This is a genomic window from Agarivorans albus (assembly GCF_019670105.1).
Taxonomy (GTDB): Bacteria; Pseudomonadota; Gammaproteobacteria; order Enterobacterales; family Celerinatantimonadaceae; genus Agarivorans; species Agarivorans albus.
On record NZ_AP023032.1, the window covers coordinates 3,562,836 to 3,585,471 of the forward strand.

20 protein-coding genes and 2 tRNA genes are annotated in these 22,636 nt (G+C 45.5%); 10 read left to right on the forward strand and 12 right to left on the reverse strand.

Annotated elements, in window-relative coordinates; translation table 11 throughout:
* The first annotated feature begins 1 nt into the window (after nt 1).
* Complete coding sequence (locus tag K5620_RS16165; RefSeq protein ID WP_016402997.1) at nt 2-784, forward strand: heme ABC transporter ATP-binding protein; 783 nt, start codon at nt 2-4, stop codon at nt 782-784.
* A gap of 8 nt (nt 785-792) precedes the next feature.
* On the opposite strand, the gene K5620_RS16170 is transcribed toward K5620_RS16165, so the two are convergent.
* On the reverse strand, nt 793-1,692 hold the full coding sequence (locus K5620_RS16170) for an AraC family transcriptional regulator (RefSeq protein ID WP_016402998.1): 900 nt from the start codon (nt 1,690-1,692) through the stop codon (nt 793-795).
* A 295-nt stretch (nt 1,693-1,987) separates the two neighbouring features.
* Here K5620_RS16170 and K5620_RS16175 point away from each other — a divergent pair, with 295 nt between their 5' ends.
* The 7 genes from K5620_RS16175 (at nt 1,988) to K5620_RS16205 (ending at nt 10,191) form a co-directional block, all read left to right on the forward strand.
* Nucleotides 1,988-2,863 (forward strand): hypothetical protein, encoded by an 876-nt coding sequence (locus K5620_RS16175; RefSeq protein ID WP_016402999.1) that lies wholly within the window; start codon nt 1,988-1,990, stop codon nt 2,861-2,863.
* Nucleotides 2,863-3,792 carry an alpha/beta fold hydrolase gene (locus K5620_RS16180; protein ID WP_016403000.1) on the forward strand — a complete coding sequence of 310 codons (930 nt, stop codon included), beginning with the start codon at nt 2,863-2,865 and terminating at the stop codon, nt 3,790-3,792. Before K5620_RS16175 ends, K5620_RS16180 begins: the two co-directional genes overlap by 1 nt.
* Before the next feature lie 5 nt (nt 3,793-3,797).
* Nucleotides 3,798-5,099 (forward strand): DUF4056 domain-containing protein, encoded by a 1,302-nt coding sequence (locus K5620_RS16185; RefSeq protein WP_016403001.1) that lies wholly within the window; start codon nt 3,798-3,800, stop codon nt 5,097-5,099.
* A complete protein-coding gene (locus K5620_RS16190) occupies nt 5,092-6,243 on the forward strand; it encodes a BamA/TamA family outer membrane protein (RefSeq protein ID WP_016403002.1) in 1,152 nt (383 codons plus the stop codon). The genes K5620_RS16185 and K5620_RS16190 overlap by 8 nt, the downstream gene beginning before the upstream one ends.
* A gap of 110 nt (nt 6,244-6,353) precedes the next feature.
* Nucleotides 6,354-6,989, forward strand: a complete 636-nt coding sequence (locus K5620_RS16195) for a GTP cyclohydrolase II (protein ID WP_016403003.1) — start codon at nt 6,354-6,356, stop codon at nt 6,987-6,989.
* 107 nt (nt 6,990-7,096) lie between these two features.
* Nucleotides 7,097-8,005 (forward strand): DMT family transporter, encoded by a 909-nt coding sequence (locus K5620_RS16200; RefSeq protein WP_016403004.1) that lies wholly within the window; start codon nt 7,097-7,099, stop codon nt 8,003-8,005.
* Between the two features lie 140 nt (nt 8,006-8,145).
* The gene (locus K5620_RS16205; protein WP_016403005.1) at nt 8,146-10,191 is read left to right on the forward strand and encodes a methyl-accepting chemotaxis protein; all 2,046 of its coding nucleotides are present in this window, start codon (nt 8,146-8,148) and stop codon (nt 10,189-10,191) included.
* 73 nt (nt 10,192-10,264) lie between these two features.
* Here the strand turns inward: K5620_RS16205 and K5620_RS16210 are convergent, their stop codons facing one another.
* From K5620_RS16210 to K5620_RS16225, 4 genes are all read right to left on the reverse strand, one after another.
* Nucleotides 10,265-11,371 (reverse strand): DUF1513 domain-containing protein, encoded by a 1,107-nt coding sequence (locus K5620_RS16210; protein WP_221077402.1) that lies wholly within the window; start codon nt 11,369-11,371, stop codon nt 10,265-10,267.
* The gene (locus tag K5620_RS16215) at nt 11,361-12,338 is read right to left on the reverse strand and encodes an imelysin family protein (RefSeq protein WP_016403912.1); all 978 of its coding nucleotides are present in this window, start codon (nt 12,336-12,338) and stop codon (nt 11,361-11,363) included. The genes K5620_RS16210 and K5620_RS16215 overlap by 11 nt, the downstream gene beginning before the upstream one ends.
* A 9-nt stretch (nt 12,339-12,347) precedes the next feature.
* A complete protein-coding gene (locus tag K5620_RS16220; protein ID WP_215426496.1) occupies nt 12,348-13,757 on the reverse strand; it encodes a di-heme oxidoreductase family protein in 1,410 nt (469 codons plus the stop codon).
* Nucleotides 13,758-13,827: 70 nt separating this feature from the next.
* A complete protein-coding gene (locus K5620_RS16225; RefSeq protein WP_016403910.1) occupies nt 13,828-15,069 on the reverse strand; it encodes an imelysin family protein in 1,242 nt (413 codons plus the stop codon).
* A 294-nt stretch (nt 15,070-15,363) separates the two neighbouring features.
* On the opposite strand from K5620_RS16225, the gene K5620_RS16230 reads away from it, so the two are divergent.
* Nucleotides 15,364-15,531, forward strand: coding sequence for a hypothetical protein (locus tag K5620_RS16230; protein ID WP_016403909.1), 168 nt, complete (start codon nt 15,364-15,366; stop codon nt 15,529-15,531).
* A 124-nt stretch (nt 15,532-15,655) separates the two neighbouring features.
* On the opposite strand, the gene K5620_RS16235 is transcribed toward K5620_RS16230, so the two are convergent.
* The 4 genes from K5620_RS16235 to K5620_RS16250 form a co-directional block, all read right to left on the reverse strand.
* Nucleotides 15,656-16,003, reverse strand: coding sequence for a RidA family protein (locus tag K5620_RS16235; RefSeq protein WP_016403908.1), 348 nt, complete (start codon nt 16,001-16,003; stop codon nt 15,656-15,658).
* A gap of 59 nt (nt 16,004-16,062) precedes the next feature.
* Nucleotides 16,063-17,514 carry an FAD-dependent oxidoreductase gene (locus K5620_RS16240; RefSeq protein WP_016403907.1) on the reverse strand — a complete coding sequence of 484 codons (1,452 nt, stop codon included), beginning with the start codon at nt 17,512-17,514 and terminating at the stop codon, nt 16,063-16,065.
* Between the two features lie 406 nt (nt 17,515-17,920).
* Nucleotides 17,921-18,523, reverse strand: coding sequence for a hypothetical protein (locus tag K5620_RS16245; RefSeq protein ID WP_016403905.1), 603 nt, complete (start codon nt 18,521-18,523; stop codon nt 17,921-17,923).
* A gap of 502 nt (nt 18,524-19,025) precedes the next feature.
* A tRNA-Trp gene (locus K5620_RS16250) sits at nt 19,026-19,101 on the reverse strand.
* A 245-nt stretch (nt 19,102-19,346) separates the two neighbouring features.
* Here K5620_RS16250 and K5620_RS16255 point away from each other — a divergent pair.
* Complete coding sequence (locus K5620_RS16255; RefSeq protein WP_016403903.1) at nt 19,347-20,804, forward strand: methyl-accepting chemotaxis protein; 1,458 nt, start codon at nt 19,347-19,349, stop codon at nt 20,802-20,804.
* A gap of 74 nt (nt 20,805-20,878) precedes the next feature.
* Here K5620_RS16255 and K5620_RS16260 read toward each other — a convergent pair whose 3' ends face one another.
* The 3 genes from K5620_RS16260 to K5620_RS16270 form a co-directional block, all read right to left on the reverse strand.
* Nucleotides 20,879-21,322, reverse strand: a complete 444-nt coding sequence (locus K5620_RS16260) for a tellurite resistance TerB family protein (RefSeq protein ID WP_016403902.1) — start codon at nt 21,320-21,322, stop codon at nt 20,879-20,881.
* Between the two features lie 123 nt (nt 21,323-21,445).
* Nucleotides 21,446-21,521, reverse strand: a tRNA-Thr gene (locus K5620_RS16265).
* Between the two features lie 124 nt (nt 21,522-21,645).
* Complete coding sequence (locus K5620_RS16270) at nt 21,646-22,461, reverse strand: UDP-2,3-diacylglucosamine diphosphatase (protein WP_016403901.1); 816 nt, start codon at nt 22,459-22,461, stop codon at nt 21,646-21,648.
* Nucleotides 22,462-22,636 lie beyond the last annotated feature (175 nt).

The window sequence follows — 22,636 nt, forward strand, 5'->3', positions numbered from 1 at the left end:
TATGTCGTCTTTATCAAACAGTATTCAACTGCAAGGCTTAGATTTTTCGCTAGGCAATAAGCAGCTTTTTAAGCAACTTTCATTAAGCTTTGCCGCTGGCCAACACACTGCATTATTGGGTGCGAACGGTGCTGGTAAGAGCTCGCTACTAAAACTTATTTGTGGAGATCGCCAACAACAAGCCGGCGACATCCAAATTTTAGCTAAGCCGCGCAGCGAATGGGATAAGCCCCAATTAAGTCGTCATTTAGCCGTATTGCCGCAAAGCTCGGAATTAAGCTTTGCCTTTAGCGTAAGCGAAGTGGTTGGTTTGGGCTTAATTAACAGCCGCTTAAGTTATCAAGATCAACAGGTAATTATTAAGCAACAGCTTAAGTTGATGGATATTTGGCACTACAAAGATACCCCCTACCCGCAGCTTTCTGGCGGTGAAAAACAACGCGTGCATTATGCACGAGTGACTGCGCAGCTAGCCACCACGCCCATCGAGCAGCAGATTTTATTGTTAGATGAGCCGACCAGCGCCTTAGACTTAAGTCACCAGCAAGTGCTAATGGAACACGCAGAAAAGCTCAGCCAGCAAGGCGCTACAGTCATTAGCGTGGTGCACGACTTAAACCTTGCCTCTCGTTACTGCCAGCGCATTTTGTTGTTAAAAGACGGTGAAATTTGCAGTGACGGAACGCCAGAAAAAGTACTTAATCAAGCCAACATTAAGCATGTATTTGATTACCAAGCCGAGATAATGCGCCACCCAGAACAAGACTTTCCGGTGATTATTTAGCAGCCCTGCTAGCTTTTATTTCGAAAGCTGGCTGGGCTGTTGCCAGTTAGTTGCTTAAAGCGAGCACTAAAATGGGCTTGGGAGGAAAACCCGGTTTGATAAGCCACTTCTGCCAAACTTAATTCGCCTGTAAGCAATAAGCTTTTAGCCCGCTCGATACGGCGCTTACTTAGGTATTGATGAGGGCTTAACCCGCTGCTTTGTTTAAACATACGGGCAAAGTGATAGTCACTTAAATCCACCAACTGGGCTAATTGATTCAAGCTAAGTTTGTCGGCTAAATGCGCCTCTATAAACTCTTGGCAACGGGCAAGCTGAAATGGCGCAAGTCCACCACTTAAGGTTGGTTCAGTTAACTGTTTAGTTAGGTAGTGTTTGCTTATATGACCAAGCAGCAGTTGGCTAAGTTGGTCCAAAGCTAAACGGTCGGCATCGTCTTGCCAATTAAGCTTAAGTAACCACTGCTGAATAAGGCTGCTTACGGCGAGATCGTCTGCAAATGTAAGATCTTGCACGTCAAAACCAGTGCTACTTTTATCCCAAATTTGCTCAATGCTTTGGCTTAGATCTTTATCGCTAAAATATAAGTGCACAAAGGCCAAATCGCCATCCACTTGCCAACGAGATTCATGGCCTGCAGGCATTAAACAAAGTTTCCCCGGAGCGCCGCCACTCACCAATTCTGAGCCAATTAGCCGCTTAGTTTGATAACCACCAGCAAGGTAAACACTTAAGGTGTGATGCTCTGGGCGATGATAAGAAGTGCGGTCATTTTGATTAGACCAACGGGCAAAACCTAACTGCTCGCCAAGGCTAACGCTATTATGTAACACTGCCCGCGCTTGATTAAGCCGTTCAAATACATGGCTACCTTGAATAAGGCGATGATCGGTTAAGTTGCTGCTCATACCACCTCCTTTTGGTGTAGCGCATTAGCTTAGAAAGTATCACCAACATTCCCACTTAAGCAAGCCTACTAATAACAGTAATTGCTTGCCTTAGAGCAGATACTCAAATAAAATTACCCCGATTACTATAAGCACTGAACCTGAACGCATCTCAGGCTATGTAGCGCATTCTTAATAACTCTTCTAAGCGCTGCCCTCCAAACCACACGGACGTAGACACTCTGCCTTTGCAAGCGGGGTGGTATTGGCGATCGTTGCTTAATTATTTACACGCAAAATTGAGACAAGTTCGTACATGAAACTACCTAATTTTCTGCCGGGATTTAGCGCTTTAATGCTATTGGCTCCCTTATTTAGCTTTGCAGAAAACTCACCGCAGCCCACTGATGACAGTGAGCAATACCAGGCTTTTTTCCCCATTTGGGCGCAAGAGGCCATCGATTTGGGCCACAAACTGCCAAAGCCTTATGGCTTTAGCATTAACTACATGAGCATGTCGCAGCCACTCATTGTGGATAGCGTGGCCTTTTCTGGCCTTGGTAACGCCATCGACAATCTGGTTGGTGTTAGTGGTAGCCACGCTATTCAAGACTCAGAAACCCTTACTCTGCGCGGAGATGTTTGGGTTTTACCCTTCATGAATGTATATGGGGTACTTGGGCAAACCAAAGGCAGCAGTGTTGCCAATGTTCAAGTAGATCTCGCCGGCATGCCTATCGGAGACCCCTTCGATTTTAGCTTAAACTTTAGCGGTATAACCTACGGTGCAGGCACAACAATAGTGGGCGGCGTGGGGAACTGGTTTGCTTTGCTTGATGTTAACTACACCAATACCGATCTCGATATTTTAGACGGGGAAATCAGCACCATTGTGGTCACCCCACGCGCAGGTTACCGCTGGGAAGTGGGCGGGCGTGATATTCAGGTTTGGGGCGGTGCGATGTATCAAAACGTTGAGCAAACCTTTAGCGGCAACCTAAACGACATAGGTATTAATCTTCCACCACCGCTGCCTAGTGGCGGTAAGTTTGTGGTTACACAACACCTAGAAGAAAAGTGGAATGCCTTAGTGGGCGGACAAATGTCGCTTACCGAGCATGTAGATGCTTTGCTGGAAGTAGGCTTTGGCAAACGCAGTAGCTTTATGCTTGGTCTAGGCTACCGCTTCTAATGAGCATAAAGAATGTGTTTCCCCGCTGGTTGCTCGGCTTGGCTTTACTGTTAAGCCTAAGCGGCTGTTCTGCCCTAGCGGTTAAAGAGCAATTAGATGCCAAGCAACTGCAAAATGCGCAGTTTACCGAAAGTGAACTCAGTTTGGCTGAAGGCGGTCAGCTGCGTTACTGGGTGGGCGGCCACGGTGAGCCATTGGTATTGCTGCATGGCTTTGGCGGTACAGCCACCACAACCTGGTTGCCAATGATGCTAGAACTTAGCCAACACTATCGAGTAATAGCCCCAGATTTAGCGTGGTTTGGTGACTCTTATAGTCAAGGCGACGCGAACATTAGCACCCAACGTGAAGCGGTCAATCAACTCTTGGCGCAATTACGCGTAGAGCAATTTAGCTTGGTAGGCATCTCCTATGGGGGGCTAGTCGCTTACGACATGATGGCCCAGCAAACAGGTATTAAAAAAGCGGTAATACTCTCTAGCCCAGGCACCTTTATCAGTGACCAAGAGCTGCTTGAACTTAGCCAGCGTTTTGAGCGAGAGCAGCCAGCCGATATTTTTGTACCAGAAAATCGCCAGCAAATGCGCCATTTACTAAAAGGCGTATTTAGTCATTTTCCACCGCTGCCCCATGCTATCGATGAGCAAATTTATCAACGCTACTTTGCTCTATGGCAGGCTCAGAAACGCCAATTAATAGAAACCTTGCCCGAATACCGAGACCAACTCTCCCCGCAAGTAGAACCACAAAAGATGCCACCTACCCTGGTTATTTGGGGAGAGAACGATCGAGTATTTCCCTTACAGCAAGGCAAACAATTGGCGCGCTATTTAGATGCCCCCATGATGGTGATACCAAACGCCCCGCATAACATTAGCAATGAACATCCCAGCACTGTTAGCCAAGCAATAACGCTTTTTATTGAATGAGAACCATGAACAAACTTTGCACTGCCAATACAACTCACAACGGTCGCTTAATTAACCCGCTGGCTTTGTTAGCTTTAATCGCCCTATTAACAGGCTGTTCAAGCAATAATTGGCAAACTCGCAACCAACCAACAACGGAAGCAGTGCAAAGTGCGCTAAGCGAGCAACCTGATTTGCAGCTACTTAGCCAACAAACTCCGCAACAATTTAGCTTAGCCAGAATGCCAGAAGACGTAAGACCTTGCTGTGCTTTTGGCAACGCCCACAAGGTTAAAGTAGGCAGCGTACAGGTACCTTTTTTCCGTTATGCCAATACCTTATCGCTGGATGAAATTGGCCCACACGCCTATGAAGCGGGCACCTGGAGCTTTCAACGTGGCGAGCCTAAGGGTCGCCGCAGCGGCGAAAACAACGGCCAACTTTATACCTTACGTGGTGGCTTTATCGACTTAGCCCATGTTCGCGATACAGCCGACAACACCGTGGCCTTGTTTCAGCGCATTTACCCACAGTTAGGCCAAGCATTTACCATTGAACTACTTGCGGAAATCGGCCCCAGAGAAATTCGCATTAAAGCCTTTAAGGTTGAGCATTTAAGCCACCAGCAACGCTGGGAGTTAGCCGCGCAATTAGCAGCGAGAATGGCGTATTCAATGGCCGAAGCACACGAAATTGCCCAATGGCATGGTTACCGTAGCTGGCGCCCATGGTCTGAAGAAGTATCGGCCTATTCGCCAGAAGATCTCTACTCAAACATGCTAGGTGCAAAAATTGGTTTAGCGTTGGTGGTAAACAACCTAAGCATGACCAGAGAGCTCTATAACCAACACATGAGCCAATGGTTAAGCGCGTCTATTGCGCAATTGGAACCAGTATCAAAGCAGCAGACTAATGCCATGTTTGATGCTATAGACGGCCACTGGTGGGATTCAAATCAAGCGCTGCCCAGTAAGTTTATGCTACTAAAACGCCATTATCGCTTAGGCAAAGAACAGCATCCGTACTTAGTGCCCGAGCAGCTTGCTCAGCAAGATGCTAACTGGCCATTGCTTGAACCGCTGTTTACCAAAACAGCTAGCCCTATGCCACTTTCGCTGCCCGCGATTGTTCATGGCATCGATATGGGCGGCGTTGCCCAACAGTGGCTAGAAGTAGCCCCCAAGTACCAAGCAAGCTTTAGCCATATACCCAAGCACCTTTGGCAAAACGGTTTTAGCAACCGCAAGTTTTTAGCGATATCTGCCTATAACCAGCTGCAAGATGAGTTAGAGCTGCAAGCCCATATTGGCGGCCAATTAAATGATTAAACTGGTTTATTTTATTGCCGCTGTAAGTGGCGGTGCCTTGGCTTCAGCAGATTTAGCCGAACAGCAGCAAAGCCAAGCTGATGGCAGCTTTATCGATAACATTCTAGAAAAGCTTGGTGCCGACGGCGGTTACGATAGCAGTAAAGCCATCGACTTTAGCGTACTGCCCGGGCCATTTTATAATCCAGAGCTGTCTTTAGGGGTGGGCATATCCGCCATTGGTTTATACCAAATTGATGAAAGCGACCAAGTAAGCCAAACCTCTTCTTTGGTGATTAACGGCTTTGCTTCAATTAATGGCTCAATCGGTATGACCATCGACAACCGCAGCTTTTTCAAAGAAGACCAGTGGCGCCTTTATATTGATGCAGATATCGCCGATGCTCCCGATGTTTTCTACGGCGTGGGATATCAGCAAAACCATCAAGACAATAACCGGGTTGATTTTAATCATCGGGAATTTTCGTTACGCCCTATGTTACTTGGTCGCGTGGCTGACTCAGCCTTTATTGGCGCAGGCTTTGACTTTAGCTACGCGAAAGCCAGCGAGATCGACCCATCTCAAAGCGAAGTAGATAGCAGCATTCTTGAATCCAGCTCTAGTGCCGTGGGCCTTACCCTCCAAGCGAACTACGACACCCGAGACGTGGTACGTAACCCCTATGAAGGAAGATTATTGCAACTAGATGCTGGCTGGTATCACCCGCATATTGGTAGCAACGATAGCTTTCAAACTCTTAGCTTTAATTACAGCGAGTATTACCGCTTAGGCCCGCGAGATAGCGTGCTTGCTTGGCAATATAAAAGCCGCTTTAGCTATGGTGATGTACCTTGGCACATGCTTTCTACCGTAGGTGGAGGCTCGGCCTTACGTGGCTATACCACAGGCCGATATCGTGACAAACAAATGATGATGAGCCAAATAGAGTATCGCTGGGATTTACCCAGACGGCACGGCTTAGTGTTTTGGCTAGGTGCCGGCGCCGTAGCCCCCACATTGGATGAATTTAGCAGCCAAGAAATACTGCCTAACGCCGGCTTTGGCTACCGCTTTGAAGTAAAGAGCCGAGTGAACTTGCGCTTAGACATGGGCTTTGGCGACGGTGAAAGCGGCTTCTACTTTAATGTAGATGAGGCTTTTTAAACCATAAAGGCATAACCACAAACGATTTACGATTAGGAATTGCTTTGCATTTGGTATAATGAATTTATACACTTCGCCCTCGCCATAAGCTGTAGTAATGGAGCGCTTAAATGAAATCAGCAGAAAAACTAAGTAGTATTCGCACTCGCGTCCCCTTTCAGGTGGGCCGACGTAGCGATATTCCTGCTGAAATGCTCTCATTTACCGACCTAAACAGCGACAAAGAACACGTTGCTTTGGTATTTAAAAATGCCGATAGCCAACAAACTACCCCATTGGTGCGGATCCATTCAGAATGCCTAACCGGCGACGTATTTGGCTCATCTCGCTGTGATTGTGGCGAACAGCTAAACGAAGCTATCGAAAAAATGGCTGAGCAAGGTGGCATTATTTTATATATGCGCCAAGAAGGCCGCGGCATTGGTTTGTACAACAAGCTAGATGCTTACGAATTACAGATTAAAGGCGTAGATACTTACTCGGCGAACAATCAATTGGGCTTTGATGACGATTTACGCGACTTTAGTGAAGCGGCACAAATGCTTAAAGCTATGGGTGTGTCGGAATTAAAGCTACTTAGCAATAACCCCAAAAAACAAGCCGCTTTAGAGCAAAATGGTATTGCAGTAAAAGAGCTGCAAAGCACCGGTGTATATCGAAAAGTAGATAACCACTACTACTTAGAAACCAAAGCCAGCCGTGGCAAACACCGCTTAAAACTTACCAAAGACATGCAACCGTCTTAAAAAGCGCAATAATCTATAAAAACGACTAGCGCTGCGCAATAATCTGAAATACTTCCTAACGACCACCTGAGACACTACGCTTTTAGTGACACCAGCAGGAGGCTGTAATGATAGGCTTTATTTATTTCGCAACCGTATTTATATGGGGCACCACTTGGTTAGCCATTGCCTATCAAATTGGCGACGTGCCGATTGCCAACTCTATCATGTACCGCTTTGCCCTTGCCTCCTTGGTATTGGTGCTGTTTCTGCTTATTACCAAACGCCTACAAAGGCTTAGCTTAAAACAACATGGCAGCTGCTTATTGCTGGGTTTATGTTTGTTTAGCTGTAATTTTATGCTGTTTTACCATGCTGCCCAGTACATCCCAAGTGGCTTAATCTCAATAGTATTTTCCATCGCGACCATTATGAACATGGGCAACAGCTGGCTGTTTCATGGGCAAAAACCTAGCTTGCGTTTAATCTGCGGAGGCATATTGGGTATAAGCGGCATTATCCTGTTGTTTTACCCTGATATCAGCCATAGCGAAACCGCCAGCCAACAATTGCTTGGTTTAGTAATGGCGCTAGCAGGAACCTACTGTTTCTCGCTGGGTAACATGCTCTCGGCCAAACAACAAAAACAAGGTTTATCGGTACTCTCGGTCAACGCTTATGGCATGGCTTATGGCGCAGCGCTGCTATTAGTTTGGGGCTTGTTAAGCGGCCAAGAGTTTGGTTTTAGCACCGAGCCGCTGTACTTAGGTAGTTTGATATATCTGGCAATAATTGGCTCGGTGTTAGGCTTTAGCTTTTATTTGGTACTAGTGGGGAAATTAGGCCCGCAAAAGGCCGCCTATGCCACAGTGCTTTTCCCAGTAGTGGCGCTAGGTTTATCAACCGTTTTCGAAGGCTACCAATGGACATTAGTAAGCTTAAGCGGCGTTGCAATAGTGTTACTTGGCAACTTACTGGTATTTACCAAAGCCAGCCCATGGCAAAAGTGGCGCTTAAAACTCGCTAAAGTTGAATGAATGGACAACATTTTTGAGCATCCCTGCACTTTAGTAACATACAAATGTGAGCATTAGCAGAATACACCAATAGTATTATTAAATATCACTTACAAGTTGTTCTATACTGATTAAGTTATTAATTTGCAAGGATAGCTTTCATGCTCAAATCTATATCGATTCGTAAAAAACTCTTTGTTCTTCCTTTGCTGCTGGCAGCTGCAATGATGGGTGAAGTAATCCTTGTAACCAGCTCTCTGCAACAAAACCATGACGACGCACAAATAGTAAATATTGCCGGTCGCCAACGCATGCTTACTAAGAAATATTCTGCTGAAGAGTTGCATAGAAGCTACTTAAAAGAACAAGAATTTCCAGGCATTCTTAGTGCCGATAACACGGTAAAGCTATATGAAGCTTCACTCAGTGCGTTAATGAGGGGCGGTCAAACCTACGCAGATTTAGGCCTCAAACAGCCTATTAACTTACCCGCTCCTAGTTACCAACCCTTCATCGACCAACTTCAACTCGTTGAACGTTTATGGAAACAACAATTAACTGCAGCACATAAACTGGAAAACGACCCTACAGGCGCTAATGCCAACGCTTTTTTGGAAATAAACCACAAGAGCATGGCGGCCATGAACAAAGCAGTACTCATTTACGCAGATTACGCCGAACTTAAACTAAACAATCTCGTTAATAACAGTATCGGACTCGCTGTTATCATGGTGATTTTGGCCTCGCTAGTAGCTTGGATTGTCATTAGAGACACTACTCAGCCAATTAATCTATTGGTAGGAATTAGCCGAAAAATTAGCCGCGGTGATTTAAAGTCATCTGCTGAACTTACCCAAATTATCAGCAAAAATGAATTAGGCATGTTGGCGCACCACATCGAATTAATGCGTGAGTCGCTGCAAGAAGCATTAAACGAAATTCAACAGGCTTCTAGCAGCATTAACTTGTCGTCAAACCAGGTGTCGGAGTTATCCAGTCAAATTAGCCAAGCTAACCGCAACGAGCAACAACGCTTTAGCAATATGTATGAAAACTCACAAACTCTTGAAGAATCCACCGCTCGCTTAAGCGAGATTGCCGCAGAAACCTTAACCATGGTGACCCAGTGTAACGAGTTATCCACTAACGCCTCTGCCTTAGTGGGCGAAAACATCACCATGATGACCACCACCTCGGAAGAAACAGTTAAAGCCAGCAGCTTTATTAAAGATCTAAGCAACACTGCTGAGCAAGTTTATGGCATTGTGGATGCTATTCGCGCCATTTCAGAACAAACCAACCTACTTGCACTAAATGCCGCCATCGAGGCCGCCAGAGCCGGCGAACAAGGCCGTGGATTTGCCGTAGTTGCCGACGAAGTACGCAGCCTTGCAGCCAGAACAGGAAGTTCCACCGATGAAATTGCCAAGTTAATTACCCAGCTTACCGAAGGGGTACAGCAAGTCGTTAATAGCATGGGAGAGGTAACAGAAAAGGTTGAGCTAAGCCGCGAAACCTCGAAGCAAACCGAACAAGGCATTCTCCAGGTAACAGATAAAATTCAATCTGTGGCGCAAGCGCAGCAAAGCATCGACGAACAAGTAGACCGCCAAAATCAGCAATTAGACATTTTAAAAGAAACCCAACGAGAGCTGCAGGAAATTATCGAAGATAGCCACAATAAGTCGGAAACCTCATCACTGGTTGCCGGGCAATTGGCGAGAGTATCTAGCAATGTCACCGACTTACTACAGCGCTTTTCTATCGAAGCGTCGCTTAAAGCAGAAACTAAACACGAAGACGAGAAACGCAGTCATCCACGCGTACCTACTGGCTTACATTTTTCACTAAGCCAAGGGCACTTAAAAACCCAAGGCTTAACCAAAGACATTAGTAAAGGTGGTGTAAAACTGGTTATTCCTGGCAGCATGCATTTAAACAACAAGCAATCAATTGTGCTCAATTTGGCTTACTTATATAAAGGAACCAACAAGCAATTTGATATAGCCGGTAAAGTGATGGATGAAACCAAAGACGAATCTGGAAAACTTCAGTTGCACATCCGTTTTGAACAAGCAAATACAGAGCAAAACAAAGCGTTAGACGAAATTTTTGAAGAGCATGGCCTGCAATCAAACTTCAATAACAATGGAACAAAACAGCGCTACCTAGACCCACACACCGATACAGTGCAATACAGCTCTTAGCTACTGCTAAACTAAAAAAGCCAAGCCTTACTGCAAATAGTAATGGGCTTGGCTTTTTCACATCTTAGGGAGTCTACAGCGCTAAAACGCTTAAGTGGTTATCCCACTGCCAAGCGGTTTGTTGGCGCTGCAGTTTATTGCTTGGCTGAATAAGCTGGCCTTGTCCGGTTGAGGCGAACCACGAATGTTGGCTAGCAGCTAAGCCACACACATCATCAATTTGCATAAGCTGCTCAAGCTCTCGGCTTTGTTCTGACCATACAGCCAATTTAGCACCGCGTGGAGAACTGGCGATAAGCTTGCCATTGCTGCTTACTATGCTGCCAATATATTGATTAAACAAAGCCCAATAATCGGCATCAGCACCCAGCGCTTGGCATAGCTGATTGCCTTTGTGGGAATATATGAGCGAGGTAACTTCTTGCTCAGGGTTTTGTCCTTGGCAAGCTAACCACACGGTATCGCTGGCTTTAGAATAACTTAGATGGCGAATACTTAACTGCGGGTTGTTGAGTTCTCGGCGTTGCAGCACTTTTCCGCTTCGGCTATCCAAATACAATAGGGCTGGCTGCATGCTGTCGAGATTAAGCTTTTCTCGTCCTTGGGTATGAATGCCCCCCACCGCAACCACCAAACGCTGCTGTGGCAATAACATTAACTGGTGTGGGCCTAATCCGCCCAATGACCACTGTTCGCTTAAACTCCACCCGGAATCTTGCTGGTGATATACCAAAATCTGCCCTTCACTGCTAGCACTTAGCCCCGCGGTCACGTAAAGCTGTGTGGCGTCTTCCGAAAAAACCGCATGCCCAAAAAAGTGCATCCCTTGTGGCGGTGAAAGCTGTTGAATCACCTCACCAGACTCTGGCGAAAACAACATGATGTATTTGCCCGGCCGGCGAGCAACACAAGCGGCTAGAGCCTGCTTAGGTTTGGCCAAGGCAACATAGTGGCCCCGAGCAGGCAAAGCTAACTGGTAACGCAGTTCGCCTTGTATATTCATGGCTGCGACATAGTGCTTATTTGCTTGTTTGGCACAAGCAATCAGCAAACTTTGTGGGCTTAGGTCTGGCTCATTGCTTAAGCCTTTTGCTAAGGTGGGTAAGCTTAAGCAACTAGCCGAAGCCCCAAAACCCAGCAGCTGAAATAACACCTGTCGGCGATTAAACTTAGTCGCCATCGTTATTGTTAAAGCCCAGTTCAATCGATAAAGCTTGAGGAATTTGGTTAGCAAACAAGCTATCCAGCTTGGCTAAGTGAGGTTCGGCTTGCTGCCAAACGGCAAGTTCAACTTTTTCATCACTGGGCTCTTGGCCTGGCATAAGTGGTATTAAGGCAGTAAATTGCTCACCCACCTGTTTTGCTAACTTACTGTCACTGCTGGCTAAAAATGGCGCTAAATCCTGCTGGTAACGCGTTTGCAACAGGCTTAACTGCTCGGCTAATAACTCAGCGCTAATGTTAGCTCGCCATGCCTCGCCTTGGTATGGGCGCAAGCGTTGGTGCTTGGCTGAATACATCGCGCGAAACTTTCGCAGCATAGTACTAGTTTGTAAGCGGTAGCTATTTAGCACATCACTGCGCAGCTGCTCTACTTTCAGTTTTTCCAATTCAGCGCTTTGTAGGCCGCTACTCACTAGCTCAGTTGCACTCACATAACGGTTCACCGCACCCGGCAATAGTGAACAGCGTTGTTGGTCACTTAAGGTTTCAAACAGTAAATACTCTTGAACCCTTAGGTTACTGTGGGTATCGCTTAGTGGCATAGGCGCATTAGATAAAGCCGCTTTTACCTTGCGCCCAGTGGTATCTTTCTTGTCGGGCCAATAGCTAATCGCCCAGTTGAGCTTAAGATCAACCAAAGGACCAAGGGCGCTAGACTGCAGCGGCAAATAGGCCAAATAGTTTTGCTTCCATAGCAATTGGCTAGTTATTAGAGCCTCTGGGCTAGGATCATTACAGTAGCTCTCGATATGTTGCTGATAACTACGCGCCTGTTCAAGCAGCTGCGCGCTAACCTTAGCAATTGACTGCTTTTCTTGCTCAAGCCATTGCTGTTGAGAGGTGTCGGCGCTGGCATTAGCAGAACTTAAACCCAGTACTCCCAGCAAACCCATGGTTAGGCCACGCAAAAACTGCTTCTTCATACTTCGTCCTTACAATGAATTCACAAAAGCCACTAGCGCTTCGCGCTGCGACTGATTCAAGTTAGCAAAAGCTTGTTTTGCTGCTTCGGCTTCGCCGCCATGCCATACAATCGCTTCGGTAACATTACGCGCACGCCCATCATGTAATAATTGGCTGTGGCCATTTACCGTTTCGGTAAGCCCTACGCCCCATAGCGGAGGGGTTCGCCATTGCTGGCCATTAGCCAAATACTCGCCACGACCATCGGCCAAGTCTGGCCCCATATCGTGCAACAGCATATCAGTATACGGGTAAATAAGCTGCTCACTTAATGCCGGCAATTGTTCACGTTTTGCCGTGGTAAAACTGCGTTTGTGGCAACTGTCGCAGTTAACTTGGCTAAACAGTTTATCACCTAATTCAACTTGTTCAGCATCCTTAATGCGGCGCTTGGGCACCGCCAAATGCTGGGTATAAAACTCAACAAAACCAAGCAGTTTATCACTCACTTCCGAACCATCGGGGTCGACTCCAGAGGTCGCGTTTAAACAATCCTGTTGCGCAGCAGTACAGTGATCTTTAGTGAACATTAAACTGGTAATGCCAATGTCGCCGTTAAATGCTGCAGCGTTTTGCTGCATCAAGCTAGGCTGTCCTGCTTTCCAACCAAAGCGGCCTAAATTAAAGGCTTGTAGTTGAGTGTCCCACACTTGGTTAGCAACACCACGAATACCGTCGTTATTGCTATCCTCAGGATCGGCATTGGCTAGAATGTCTTCGGCACTAATACTTTCAAGTAAACCTAAACCTATCATGGGTGAAGCAATACGCGGAGAAAACATCGTATTGGGGTGCATCTCGCCATAGCCTAGCTGGTCAACAATCAACTGAGGCTTGCGTAATACAATACTGCTGCCGTCGGCAAACTTAAAAGGCTTATCGGTATAGGCAAAACGAACCCGCGCTTCTGCGGCAACACCGGGTATGGCTTGGTCTTGAATTTGCCCGCCATAAGTAGGCTCTGGCACTAAGCCGTTTTGAGCTTCTAGGGCTTTTTGTTGCTCTGTTTCTGCAGGAATGCTAATCCGCACCAACATCGATACAGCATTGTTTGCCCCAACCGGTGCAGGGTGGCCTCGACCATCTTTAATGTGGCAGTTTTGACAACCATTGGTATTAAACAAAGGACCTAAGCCATCTCGGGCGATAGTGGTAGCTGGAGCTACAACCCAAGGGTTACGGAAAAAGCTGTTACCGGTACTAAAGTTAAGCCGACCTTCAAAACCTAAATTCGCTGCCGGCATAGAAAACGCGTTGGCATCAGTTTGGGTCGTTGTTGTATCACCGCCCGGTTTTTTGGGGTTGGCTAACACCGCCGAACAAAACAGAGCCGCTACAGTAATTATTATTGTTTTTGTTGGGTTTAATTTCACACTCACTCTCTCCATAAAATGGTACTTCAGAAAGCACAAAAGGGAGCCTAAGCTCCCTTAAATAAACAAGCCCAAATTAGAACTCGTGATCTGCAGTATCTGGGTTTAGGTTGTCTATACCTAATACTTTGGCGCTAGCTTCAATAGCGCGGGTTTGTTCAACCAAGGCTAAAATGGTTCCATTTATTAGTGCATGGCCATCACTATTGCTAACAGCAATAAGTTGGTCGAAGTATACGCCTTGTTGCTCGGCGCTCGCTACCAATTTGGCTGTTTCTGCCATAGATTGCTCAAACATCTTCTTATTGCTTTTTGCAACACTTGGGGCTTTTTGGGCAACTAACTCAGCTAAGCTTGGGCCAGTTAAGGTTGAGCCATCTAAACGCTCAAAGCTACCAAAGTAAACATTGCTAATACCTTGGTTATTGTAGAAGTGAGAGTTGTGCGTATTGTCGCTGAAGCAATCGTGCTCGTCTTCGGTTGAATTAGCTTCTAAGGCTACCTTCATACGCTCGCCAGCTAGCTCGCCTAAAGACAAGCTGCCCATGCCAAACATCATACGGCGTAGCGCTTGTTCACTTGGTTCTGCCACTAGCTGCTGCTGGTATTCGCCACCTTTAGCCCACTGCTTGCTCATCCAAGCCAAGTCATCAACTAATAGCTGAGTTACAGCGCTTAGATATGCAGCGCGGCGCTCACAGTTCCCATTAGTACAAGCATCGCCTTTAGCAAAATCGGTGTAAGCACGTTCGCCTGCACCTGCTTTAGTGCCGTGAAGATCTTGACCCCACAATAAAAATTCTACCGCGTGGTAGCCAGTAGCAACGTTAGCTTCTGAGCCCGCTAACTCATTTAAAGAAGCCAATAGCTCTGGAGTGATGTTGCTTAAATCAACCTTATCTTCACCTACTTGCAGGCTGGTGTTAGCAACAATATTTGCCGTAGCGCCAGGGTTACCAAGCTCGTATTGGTAATCGGCGGCAACGTAATCGATTAAGCCTTCATCTAAAGGCCAAGCATTAAGCTGCCCTTCCCAGTCGTCAACAATTGGGTTACCAAAACGAAATACTTCACTTTGCTGGTAATACACGCGAGCCACTTTCCAAGCGTCTTTCGCTGCTAATAAGCTTTTTTCTGAAGGCGCTTCAATAAGCTGCTGCGTTGCTTGCTGTAGCTGTAAAGCACTGGCGTGCGAATCACTAAACACTGCATGAGCTAACTCTGCATAATGCTCTACTACTTGATCTTGTTTTACATCTGCAAACGATGCGTTTGCCAACAATACTGTTGAACCTACTACTACTTTAAATAAGCGCATTGCCATCCCTTTCAAAATACACATGATAATTATTCTCATTATCTTTATCATTGATAATAAGTAAACAAAAATATGTCATTTTGTAAAAATTAATAAAAAGTAGCGCCATTTAACAAAGCACAAAATCACCATATTGATGTAATTAAGTTGTCATATAATTCTCGTTAAATACCCGCGCATGAGAAATTCAGCATCTGGTGAGTAGGAAAGGTTGCCAAGCCTTTATGAACTATTTGGCAACATTTCCCGTTCTAATGACTTAGTTCACACACTTAAATGAGGGTAAAAAAGAGTATGAGCACGCTTAATGGAAAGCAGTTTTGGAAAGCATTACGCAAAAAAGGAATCCCACCTTCGGTATTTGCGATGAAAGCCAATTGTTCGTTAAACAGTGTCTATAACTTGAAAGAGCGCAACCAAATCCCAGAAAAATTTGCGCTGGTACTAGATAGAATAAATTAAGACATTCTGGCGAGTTAATCAGTACCCAGATTAACTCGCTTACTAAAGTTGTGTCACCAGCTATGCCCTTATCAGGCTCACTTCTTTAAGCTCAGCCTTGTTCTCAAAGCTAACTTACCGCTGATTAAACGGCTGCAGTTACCGACATCTCAACCAGTATCTCTTCTCGCGCCATATGGGCTTGCACACATGCTCGTGCTGGCGGAGTAACATCGGCTATCCAAGCGTCCCACACTTTATTCATTTCGGCAAAATCATCCATGGTGCGCACGTAAATAGTCACGCTTAGTAACTTCGACTTATCGGAGCCAACCGTTGCCAACAGCTCTTCTACTTTTTCTATAGTGGTACGGGTTTGTTCGGCTATCCCTTGGCTGGTGTCTTTAGCCACTTGGCCACATAGATAAACGGTATTGTTATGCACCACTGCGCGACTCATTCGCGCTTTGCTCTCGAAATGTTGAATAGACATGTTTGCTCCTTATAAAAAAGGCTAGCACCGCTAGCCTTCACATTATTAAATCATAGCGCTTAACGCGCCAAAGACAGTGGATAGTTACGTTGTTCCGCTAACTGTTCCGCTAATGTTAACACCTGTTGATAGGCTAAACCTTGAGTACTCTGTAAGGTATTAAGATCGCCGCAAGCGGCTGGGCTAAGTAGGCCTAGCTCTCGTATGTTTTCAATAATTTGCTCGGCAGCACTTAAGGCCGAAGAGAACTTTACAATCTCGGTACGGGCATAGTGGGCCTTATCGAAGGAAACGCTAGCTGCGCGTAAACTTGGGTCACTGCCTGGTATTTGCTGGGCACCAAATAAAGGCCGACCAGCCACCTTGGCATTGCTAAAGCTTGGTAAGTAGCGCGACATATGTTTTACCGCCTCGGCAGTGCGCTGTTCTACTTCTTCAGCTTGCCAACCTTGGGTTAACTTGCGACTTAAGCTTGCATCTAGCTCTGGTTGGGCACTGCTTTCGCTGGAGCTAACCAAGCCGCCTTTAAACAAGGTTACGGTGTCGGTCATACCATGCAGCTGAAACAAGCCATCGGGATAGGGCGTTAACTGCGCCATACCATTGGGTGTGCCGCGCTCTCCATGAACAATAAGCTCTGGCCAGCGCCCTTGTGGATTTGGCCAAGTGGCCAAATACGCAGCTTTAAACTCAACCATTCGGCTACGGCTCAGCTTGGCCATATCGTCAATACTGCCACTGCGATATCCACAAGCGTTAATGAGGTAATCCACCTCTGTGCTATGGCTACCCTGCGGGCTACTGTAATCCACCCGCCAACGCGGTGTAGCACCTGGCAGTAGCTCTATGTGCGTGACTTTAGATTGGGTAAACACTTGGCAATTGGGCAAGCGCTCACTGGCTAACTTAACCGTGGCGGCAATACGCAACAGGCTTAAGCCGTATTCCTGCACCTGTACAAAGGGAAACTTAAAGGCCGATAAATCTAAGTTTTTGGCAACCGGAATCATCCACTCGTCTGGGCTTTGTGGCTGAGCCACTAACTCTTGCTCGGCCAGTGCCTCTAATTGTTCACGGCTGTAAAGGCGATAATAATCTTCGGCTGGGCCTAGTTTTTGATTGGCAGGGTCTTGTTCAATAAGTGCAGCGTAATGGGCTTGCACCTTGCGTAAACGGGGAAGTAATGCTTCGGGCTCGCCGGGGTCATTTAGTGGCACACTAATAACCGTAGGGCGCTGGTTAACAGCATGCGGAAATACCCGCAAAGTATGAATGGATTGCTCAAGCAGCTTTAAACATTGCTCATCGGAGATTTCTCGATACAGATTACCACCGGCATGTAAATGACAAGCTGGCGGCCCGTTCACTAAACTGGGCCCTGCTTCAAACAGGCTAACCTTGGCGCCAAGCTCAGCCAGCTTAAGGGCTGCTGCGCTGCCGGCAATTCCACCACCTACTACGGCGACTTGAGGCGAAACAGAAGAGGTCGCCGTCACTGGGTGCATTTGCATCACTAAAATTTCATCCGCTAAAGAAAAAAACTATAACGTGAATATTCTAACTGCCGATCAGTAACAATGAAACAGAATTTGCCCTAATAGAGCAGAGCTAAACTACAGATAAATCGAGAAAAGAGGTTCGCATCGCCAAACAGGAGGTATTGAGGTTTAAAGAACTAAGACCATTTTGCTTTAACCAAGTAACATAGGCTCGCATATCTTCGTCATTGGCAAAAATAACTTGCCGATTATTACCACGCTGAATGAGGTGCTCCGCCACACCGGGCTAGGAAAAACGAAGTTTTCGAGCCATTTCACCACCTAAAGCAATATGTATACTTAAGTATAGAAAATATAAAGTGACTCTGACCCCTTTTATTTCAGATCTGGGTGTCCTATGTTTTTAAGCTTTTGCTACTCAAATATAATTAAACTTCCACAAGTTTAAACCATCACTATCCCAATACACTTCATCTGCTGGGATAAACCAACTAAAATCAGCTGACTTAGCTTTCCAGTTATTTGGAGCTAATACTTCGTGACTCCTGTCCCAGTCCATATGCATATATATTTTTCTGTCAAAGTTCATATAAAAAATCGGTAGCTTTGACACAATTTGATTAACCAATCTAAAATCATCGCTAGATAACGTTGTTCCAAAAATCAAATGATTCTCAACTTTATTATATAGAGCTTTTTTCTCAGCCAAGGTTAATCCAGTGTTGAAATATGCCGCTAACTCTTGTTTTGAAGTTATCGCTACTGATTTAACTTTTATATAATCCAAAAAATTATCTGCTGTCAGTTGTAAGAATCCATATCGAAAGTCACGGCAATAACAAGAGAACTGTTCTTCATTAATTCTCCCGTTCTCCAAATTTGCCTTTAGTTCCGGCTCAGCATCAATACAAAAGTGCTCTTTATAATCGATAACCCAATAAACTCCTCCATCATGAATAAAGAGGCAGATGCTTCGCTCTCCATTCCATAAATCTGAATCTATACTCTTGTCAAATATCATTGGCCAAACTCCTTTAAAAAATCTTCTTGGCTTAAAACTCGTGCTCCAGAGGCATTCTGCTCAAGTAATGACTCCCAAACTTTCGGAAGCTCTAAAGCTGTTCCAGGTACCTTAAACTGTATCATCAACTATCTTAGGCGCGCTTGGGTCTCGAGGAGTACCTCGAGGAAGATGCTGAGGAGTAGCCTTATCCATAATATCATTGTGAAGTTTTGCATCGACTTCAAACACAACCACGGTGCCATCTGGTCTTTTAATAAAAGGGGTCAGAGTCACTTTAATCTAGCTAACAAGCTTTCGCCACTCTTTACGCCTGCCTCGAATGCCTTCTGTTGTCCGCCGCACCACAAGCCTTGCAACTACCTTTTGTCTAGTTACACAATAAACTGAAAAGGAAGCCTTAATAAAAGAGAGGTTTAAAAATTGATAGCGGCAGCTTGAGAGAAGCGTATGAACAACGCAGAAACGAAAAAGGCCAGCTAATTAGCTGGCCTTTAAAATTTGGCAGGGGCGGAGAGATTCGAACTCCCAACATTCGGATTTGGAATCCGACGTTCTGCCATTGGAACTACGCCCCTGCAACGGAAGCGAATTATACATAAGCCAGTTTAAAGGTAAAGGGTTTATCGTGTGCTTTTGTTCAAGCGCACAAAGAACCAACAATTTGCAGATAAAACCCGCTAAAGTGTCGAAAATTCAAACAAAAATGAGCTTGTTTATTTTTTAACTCACGCACAGTTCTTTTTTTAGCATGTTGCAAAGTTGTTAAACCAAGGGCAGCATCAAAGTGGACAGACCTGTTAAGGATAACAAGAGCCTAATTATGCTAAACCCAGTTGAGATATTTGCCAGTATCTTTAAACCTAGAACAAAGGTTAAAGACGAACACCTACAAACGGTAAAAACCTTGCTGTTTTACTTATTTTTTGGCTTGTTAGTAGGAATATATAGCGCATTTAAGTGGCAAAAATATGCCCATAGCGATCTTATAATCAGTTCCTTAGCTTTAATCGCTAGCACCCTACTCGCCAGCACTATGTTACGCGCTGGTTGGCACTACCTTGTAGTAGCCAATATTGCGCTAGCCGGCATGGCGCTGCATGCCATGAACATTGTTTATCAATCTGGGGGCTTATTGCACTCGCCGCATATCTTTTGGCTACCTACCCTGTCCTTATTAAGCTATTTGGCAAGTAATCGTTTTTGGGGAAATCTTTGGACTGGCGTTTTATTTAGCATTGGCTTGGTGATGTTATGGGCCGACTATACGGGGATTCAGTTCCCGCAAATGCAATTACCAGCGCGTGCTATGACCATTGAGCTATTCTCTGGTTTCTTGCTTCCCTTGATATTGTTATGGCTAGGACAAAACTATGCGCTAGGTTTACGTGACCATGCCTTTGAGCAAGCAAAGCAAGCGCAATTAAGTAATCAAGATATGATGCAGGCTTCAGAGCAATCCAAACTACAACTTCAACAAGTGGTTGAACATGCTAGTGATAGCTCTACACAATTGGTTAGCTCTGCCAGCGATATGTCGAACACCGTACAACAGATGAACAATAAAGCAGCTCAAATTGCCCAAAGCTCTGCCCACCAGCATCAATCAATTTCTCAAATTAATCAAAATTTGGCGCACATGGAACAGGTGTTAGCGCAAGCTAATCACTCAACGTCGCAGCTATTGTCGCTCTCACAACAAGCTTCTGGCAATGCAGAACAAAGCGCTCTGGCGATTAATCAAACTGAACAGTCGATGCAAAAAATTCTTAGTAGTAACCAGCAAATAAACAGCGTCACCGACTTGATTAGCGACATTGCAAATAAAACTAACCTGTTAGCTTTAAACGCTGCTATTGAGGCTGCTAGAGCCGGTGAGCATGGCAGAGGGTTTTCTGTGGTGGCTGACCAAGTTCGCGAGCTTAGCCAGCGTAGTAGCCAGTCGACCCAACAAATTCGTGGTTTGTTGGAAACCTGCTCTGCCGACGTTCAGCAAGGTTATAAGGTGGTTGAGCAAAGCGGTGAAATTCTGCATAGCATCATTGGCTTGGTGCAGGATATTTCTGATGGAGTGGCTCAGATGGCTGCGGTAATGCAACAACAAGCAGAAACCGTAGCAGAGGTAATTAATGCCAGCTCAGAGGTGTCGAGCTTTAGTCAGCATAATTCACAGAGCAGCTCGGCATTATTAGACAATACCGAACAACTTACCGGCATTGCCACTCAATTAGAGGGCATGGCTGAGCAGCTTCATCAAACCGTTGCTCGCAGCGAGCTTTAATGCTCTATAAAAAACTCATACCAACAATAACTAAGTATGAGTTTTTTGGCTTAATTGAATGCCGCTTTGGGCCGTTAAGCAGAAGGCTGAGCCGACATTTTGGCTTTTAAAAAGTCACTATGGCTAAGATAGATTAGATCGGACACCTGGCGAATAAGCGCCTCTTCTTGCGGATCGATAACGCCGTCTGCGTAGGCCACCTTCCAAAGTGCCTCGGTAAACTGGTAACGCAATTGGTAGTCCAACTCTTTAACATGACGGGTGAAGTCAAATACCGAGATGGCTTGATTAGCTTGAGTTTGCGCCTGCAAAAATAAATTCTCAGCTTCTTTGTCATCTAGCTCAAAAAGCCGCTTTATTTTACGTAGTATCACCGCATTTTCGGCATTACTTTGTTGGTTATCGCTCTGGCTTAATTGCACTAGTAGGGTAGTTGCTGCGAGTTCTACATTGGGTAACTCACCCTCACTGCTAGTCTCTAGCGTGGCCTGTAAGAACTCTTTAAGGGCTTTAAGCATGCGCCTTCCTCTTTACACTCTTGAAGAAAAGCAGAATAAACTAGCCCAAGCAAAATGCCAAATAACCAACAAGCAAGCGTTAGAAATGAAAAAGCCCCGTCATTAGACGAGGCTTTAAAAGGATGGTGCCGATTGCCGGAGTCGAACTGGCGACCTACTGATTACAAGTCAGTTGCTCTACCAACTGAGCTAAATCGGCACACTGTTGGTACTGCTGATACGCTGTATCAAGCGAGCGCTATTAAACGGATTTTCACAGTGCTTGTCAACGGCCAGAGTGAAAAAATTTTTAATCCGCGCACAACTGCCAATTTAATAACCAATTAAGCTACTTTTTCAGCACTTAGTACTTGAGGCTCAGCAAGGTTAATCGATTCAAGTTCTACTGTCGTTTTCAAACGATCATCCCAGCGGCGTAATTGCAGCTGACCATCCATGGTTTCACACAATAAGGTGCAGTTTTCAATCCAATCACCATCGTTAGCATATACAACGCCCTGTTGCTCACTTAGCTCAGGGTGATGAATGTGCCCACATATCACCACATCTACTCCTTGGCGCACAGCCTCATTCACCACTGCTTGGCGATAGCGAGCGATAGCCTCGGTGGCTTTGGCAATTTTAGACTTGATATACCCCGCCAACGACCAATAGGGATAACCCAGCGCATGGCGAATTTTGCTCGAAGAGCGGTTTAGAAATAGTAAGAAGTCATAAAGGTGATCGCCCAACTTGGCGTAAAAACGGCCAAAACAGACTTCTTCGTCGAACTGATCACCATGCACCATCAAAATTTGTTTACCGGTAATGCTGGTATAGCGGTACTGTTTGCTCACTTTCACATCGGCGAGATCCATGCCGTGATAAGCCTTAAACAGTTGGTCGTGATTGCCGGGAATGTACACCAGTTCACAACCAGATTTAGCCAAACTCATCAAGTATTGCAGCACTTGGTTATGAGACTCTGGCCAATATACCCGGCGCTTTAACGCCCATACATCAACAATGTCTCCCACCAAAAAAATTCGCTTGGCTTTAGTTTGTTGTAATAGCTGCAGTAGCATTTCTGCCTTGCAATCTTTACAACCCAGGTGAATATCTGAAAGCCATAGGCTTTGATAGATCTGTTTTGTTGTCATTACTTACGCCACATCATCCCTGTTATGGCTAATCTAAAAGGCATATTTGACCAAAAAGTGACGCTTTGATGTCAAGACCATGACAGAATTATCATTGCTAAGCTAAGAGGCTTTGTTTAGTGTACTAAACTCAATTAGGCTAGTGAGAGTACTTAGGATTTAGTAGCGCTTAATC

Coding starts and splice junctions, on each gene's coding strand:
- K5620_RS16165 (WP_016402997.1), top strand. CDS start 2: ATGTCGTCTTTATCAAACAGTATTCAACTGCAAGGCTTAGATTTTTCG.
- K5620_RS16170 (WP_016402998.1), bottom strand. CDS start 1,692: ATGAGCAGCAACTTAACCGATCATCGCCTTATTCAAGGTAGCCATGTA.
- K5620_RS16175 (WP_016402999.1), top strand. CDS start 1,988: ATGAAACTACCTAATTTTCTGCCGGGATTTAGCGCTTTAATGCTATTG.
- K5620_RS16180 (WP_016403000.1), top strand. CDS start 2,863: ATGAGCATAAAGAATGTGTTTCCCCGCTGGTTGCTCGGCTTGGCTTTA.
- K5620_RS16185 (WP_016403001.1), top strand. CDS start 3,798: ATGAACAAACTTTGCACTGCCAATACAACTCACAACGGTCGCTTAATT.
- K5620_RS16190 (WP_016403002.1), top strand. CDS start 5,092: ATGATTAAACTGGTTTATTTTATTGCCGCTGTAAGTGGCGGTGCCTTG.
- K5620_RS16195 (WP_016403003.1), top strand. CDS start 6,354: ATGAAATCAGCAGAAAAACTAAGTAGTATTCGCACTCGCGTCCCCTTT.
- K5620_RS16200 (WP_016403004.1), top strand. CDS start 7,097: ATGATAGGCTTTATTTATTTCGCAACCGTATTTATATGGGGCACCACT.
- K5620_RS16205 (WP_016403005.1), top strand. CDS start 8,146: ATGCTCAAATCTATATCGATTCGTAAAAAACTCTTTGTTCTTCCTTTG.
- K5620_RS16210 (WP_221077402.1), bottom strand. CDS start 11,371: ATGGCGACTAAGTTTAATCGCCGACAGGTGTTATTTCAGCTGCTGGGT.
- K5620_RS16215 (WP_016403912.1), bottom strand. CDS start 12,338: ATGAAGAAGCAGTTTTTGCGTGGCCTAACCATGGGTTTGCTGGGAGTA.
- K5620_RS16225 (WP_016403910.1), bottom strand. CDS start 15,069: ATGCGCTTATTTAAAGTAGTAGTAGGTTCAACAGTATTGTTGGCAAAC.
- K5620_RS16230 (WP_016403909.1), top strand. CDS start 15,364: ATGAGCACGCTTAATGGAAAGCAGTTTTGGAAAGCATTACGCAAAAAA.
- K5620_RS16235 (WP_016403908.1), bottom strand. CDS start 16,003: ATGTCTATTCAACATTTCGAGAGCAAAGCGCGAATGAGTCGCGCAGTG.
- K5620_RS16240 (WP_016403907.1), bottom strand. CDS start 17,514: ATGCAAATGCACCCAGTGACGGCGACCTCTTCTGTTTCGCCTCAAGTC.
- K5620_RS16245 (WP_016403905.1), bottom strand. CDS start 18,523: ATGATATTTGACAAGAGTATAGATTCAGATTTATGGAATGGAGAGCGA.
- K5620_RS16255 (WP_016403903.1), top strand. CDS start 19,347: ATGCTAAACCCAGTTGAGATATTTGCCAGTATCTTTAAACCTAGAACA.
- K5620_RS16260 (WP_016403902.1), bottom strand. CDS start 21,322: ATGCTTAAAGCCCTTAAAGAGTTCTTACAGGCCACGCTAGAGACTAGC.
- K5620_RS16270 (WP_016403901.1), bottom strand. CDS start 22,461: ATGACAACAAAACAGATCTATCAAAGCCTATGGCTTTCAGATATTCAC.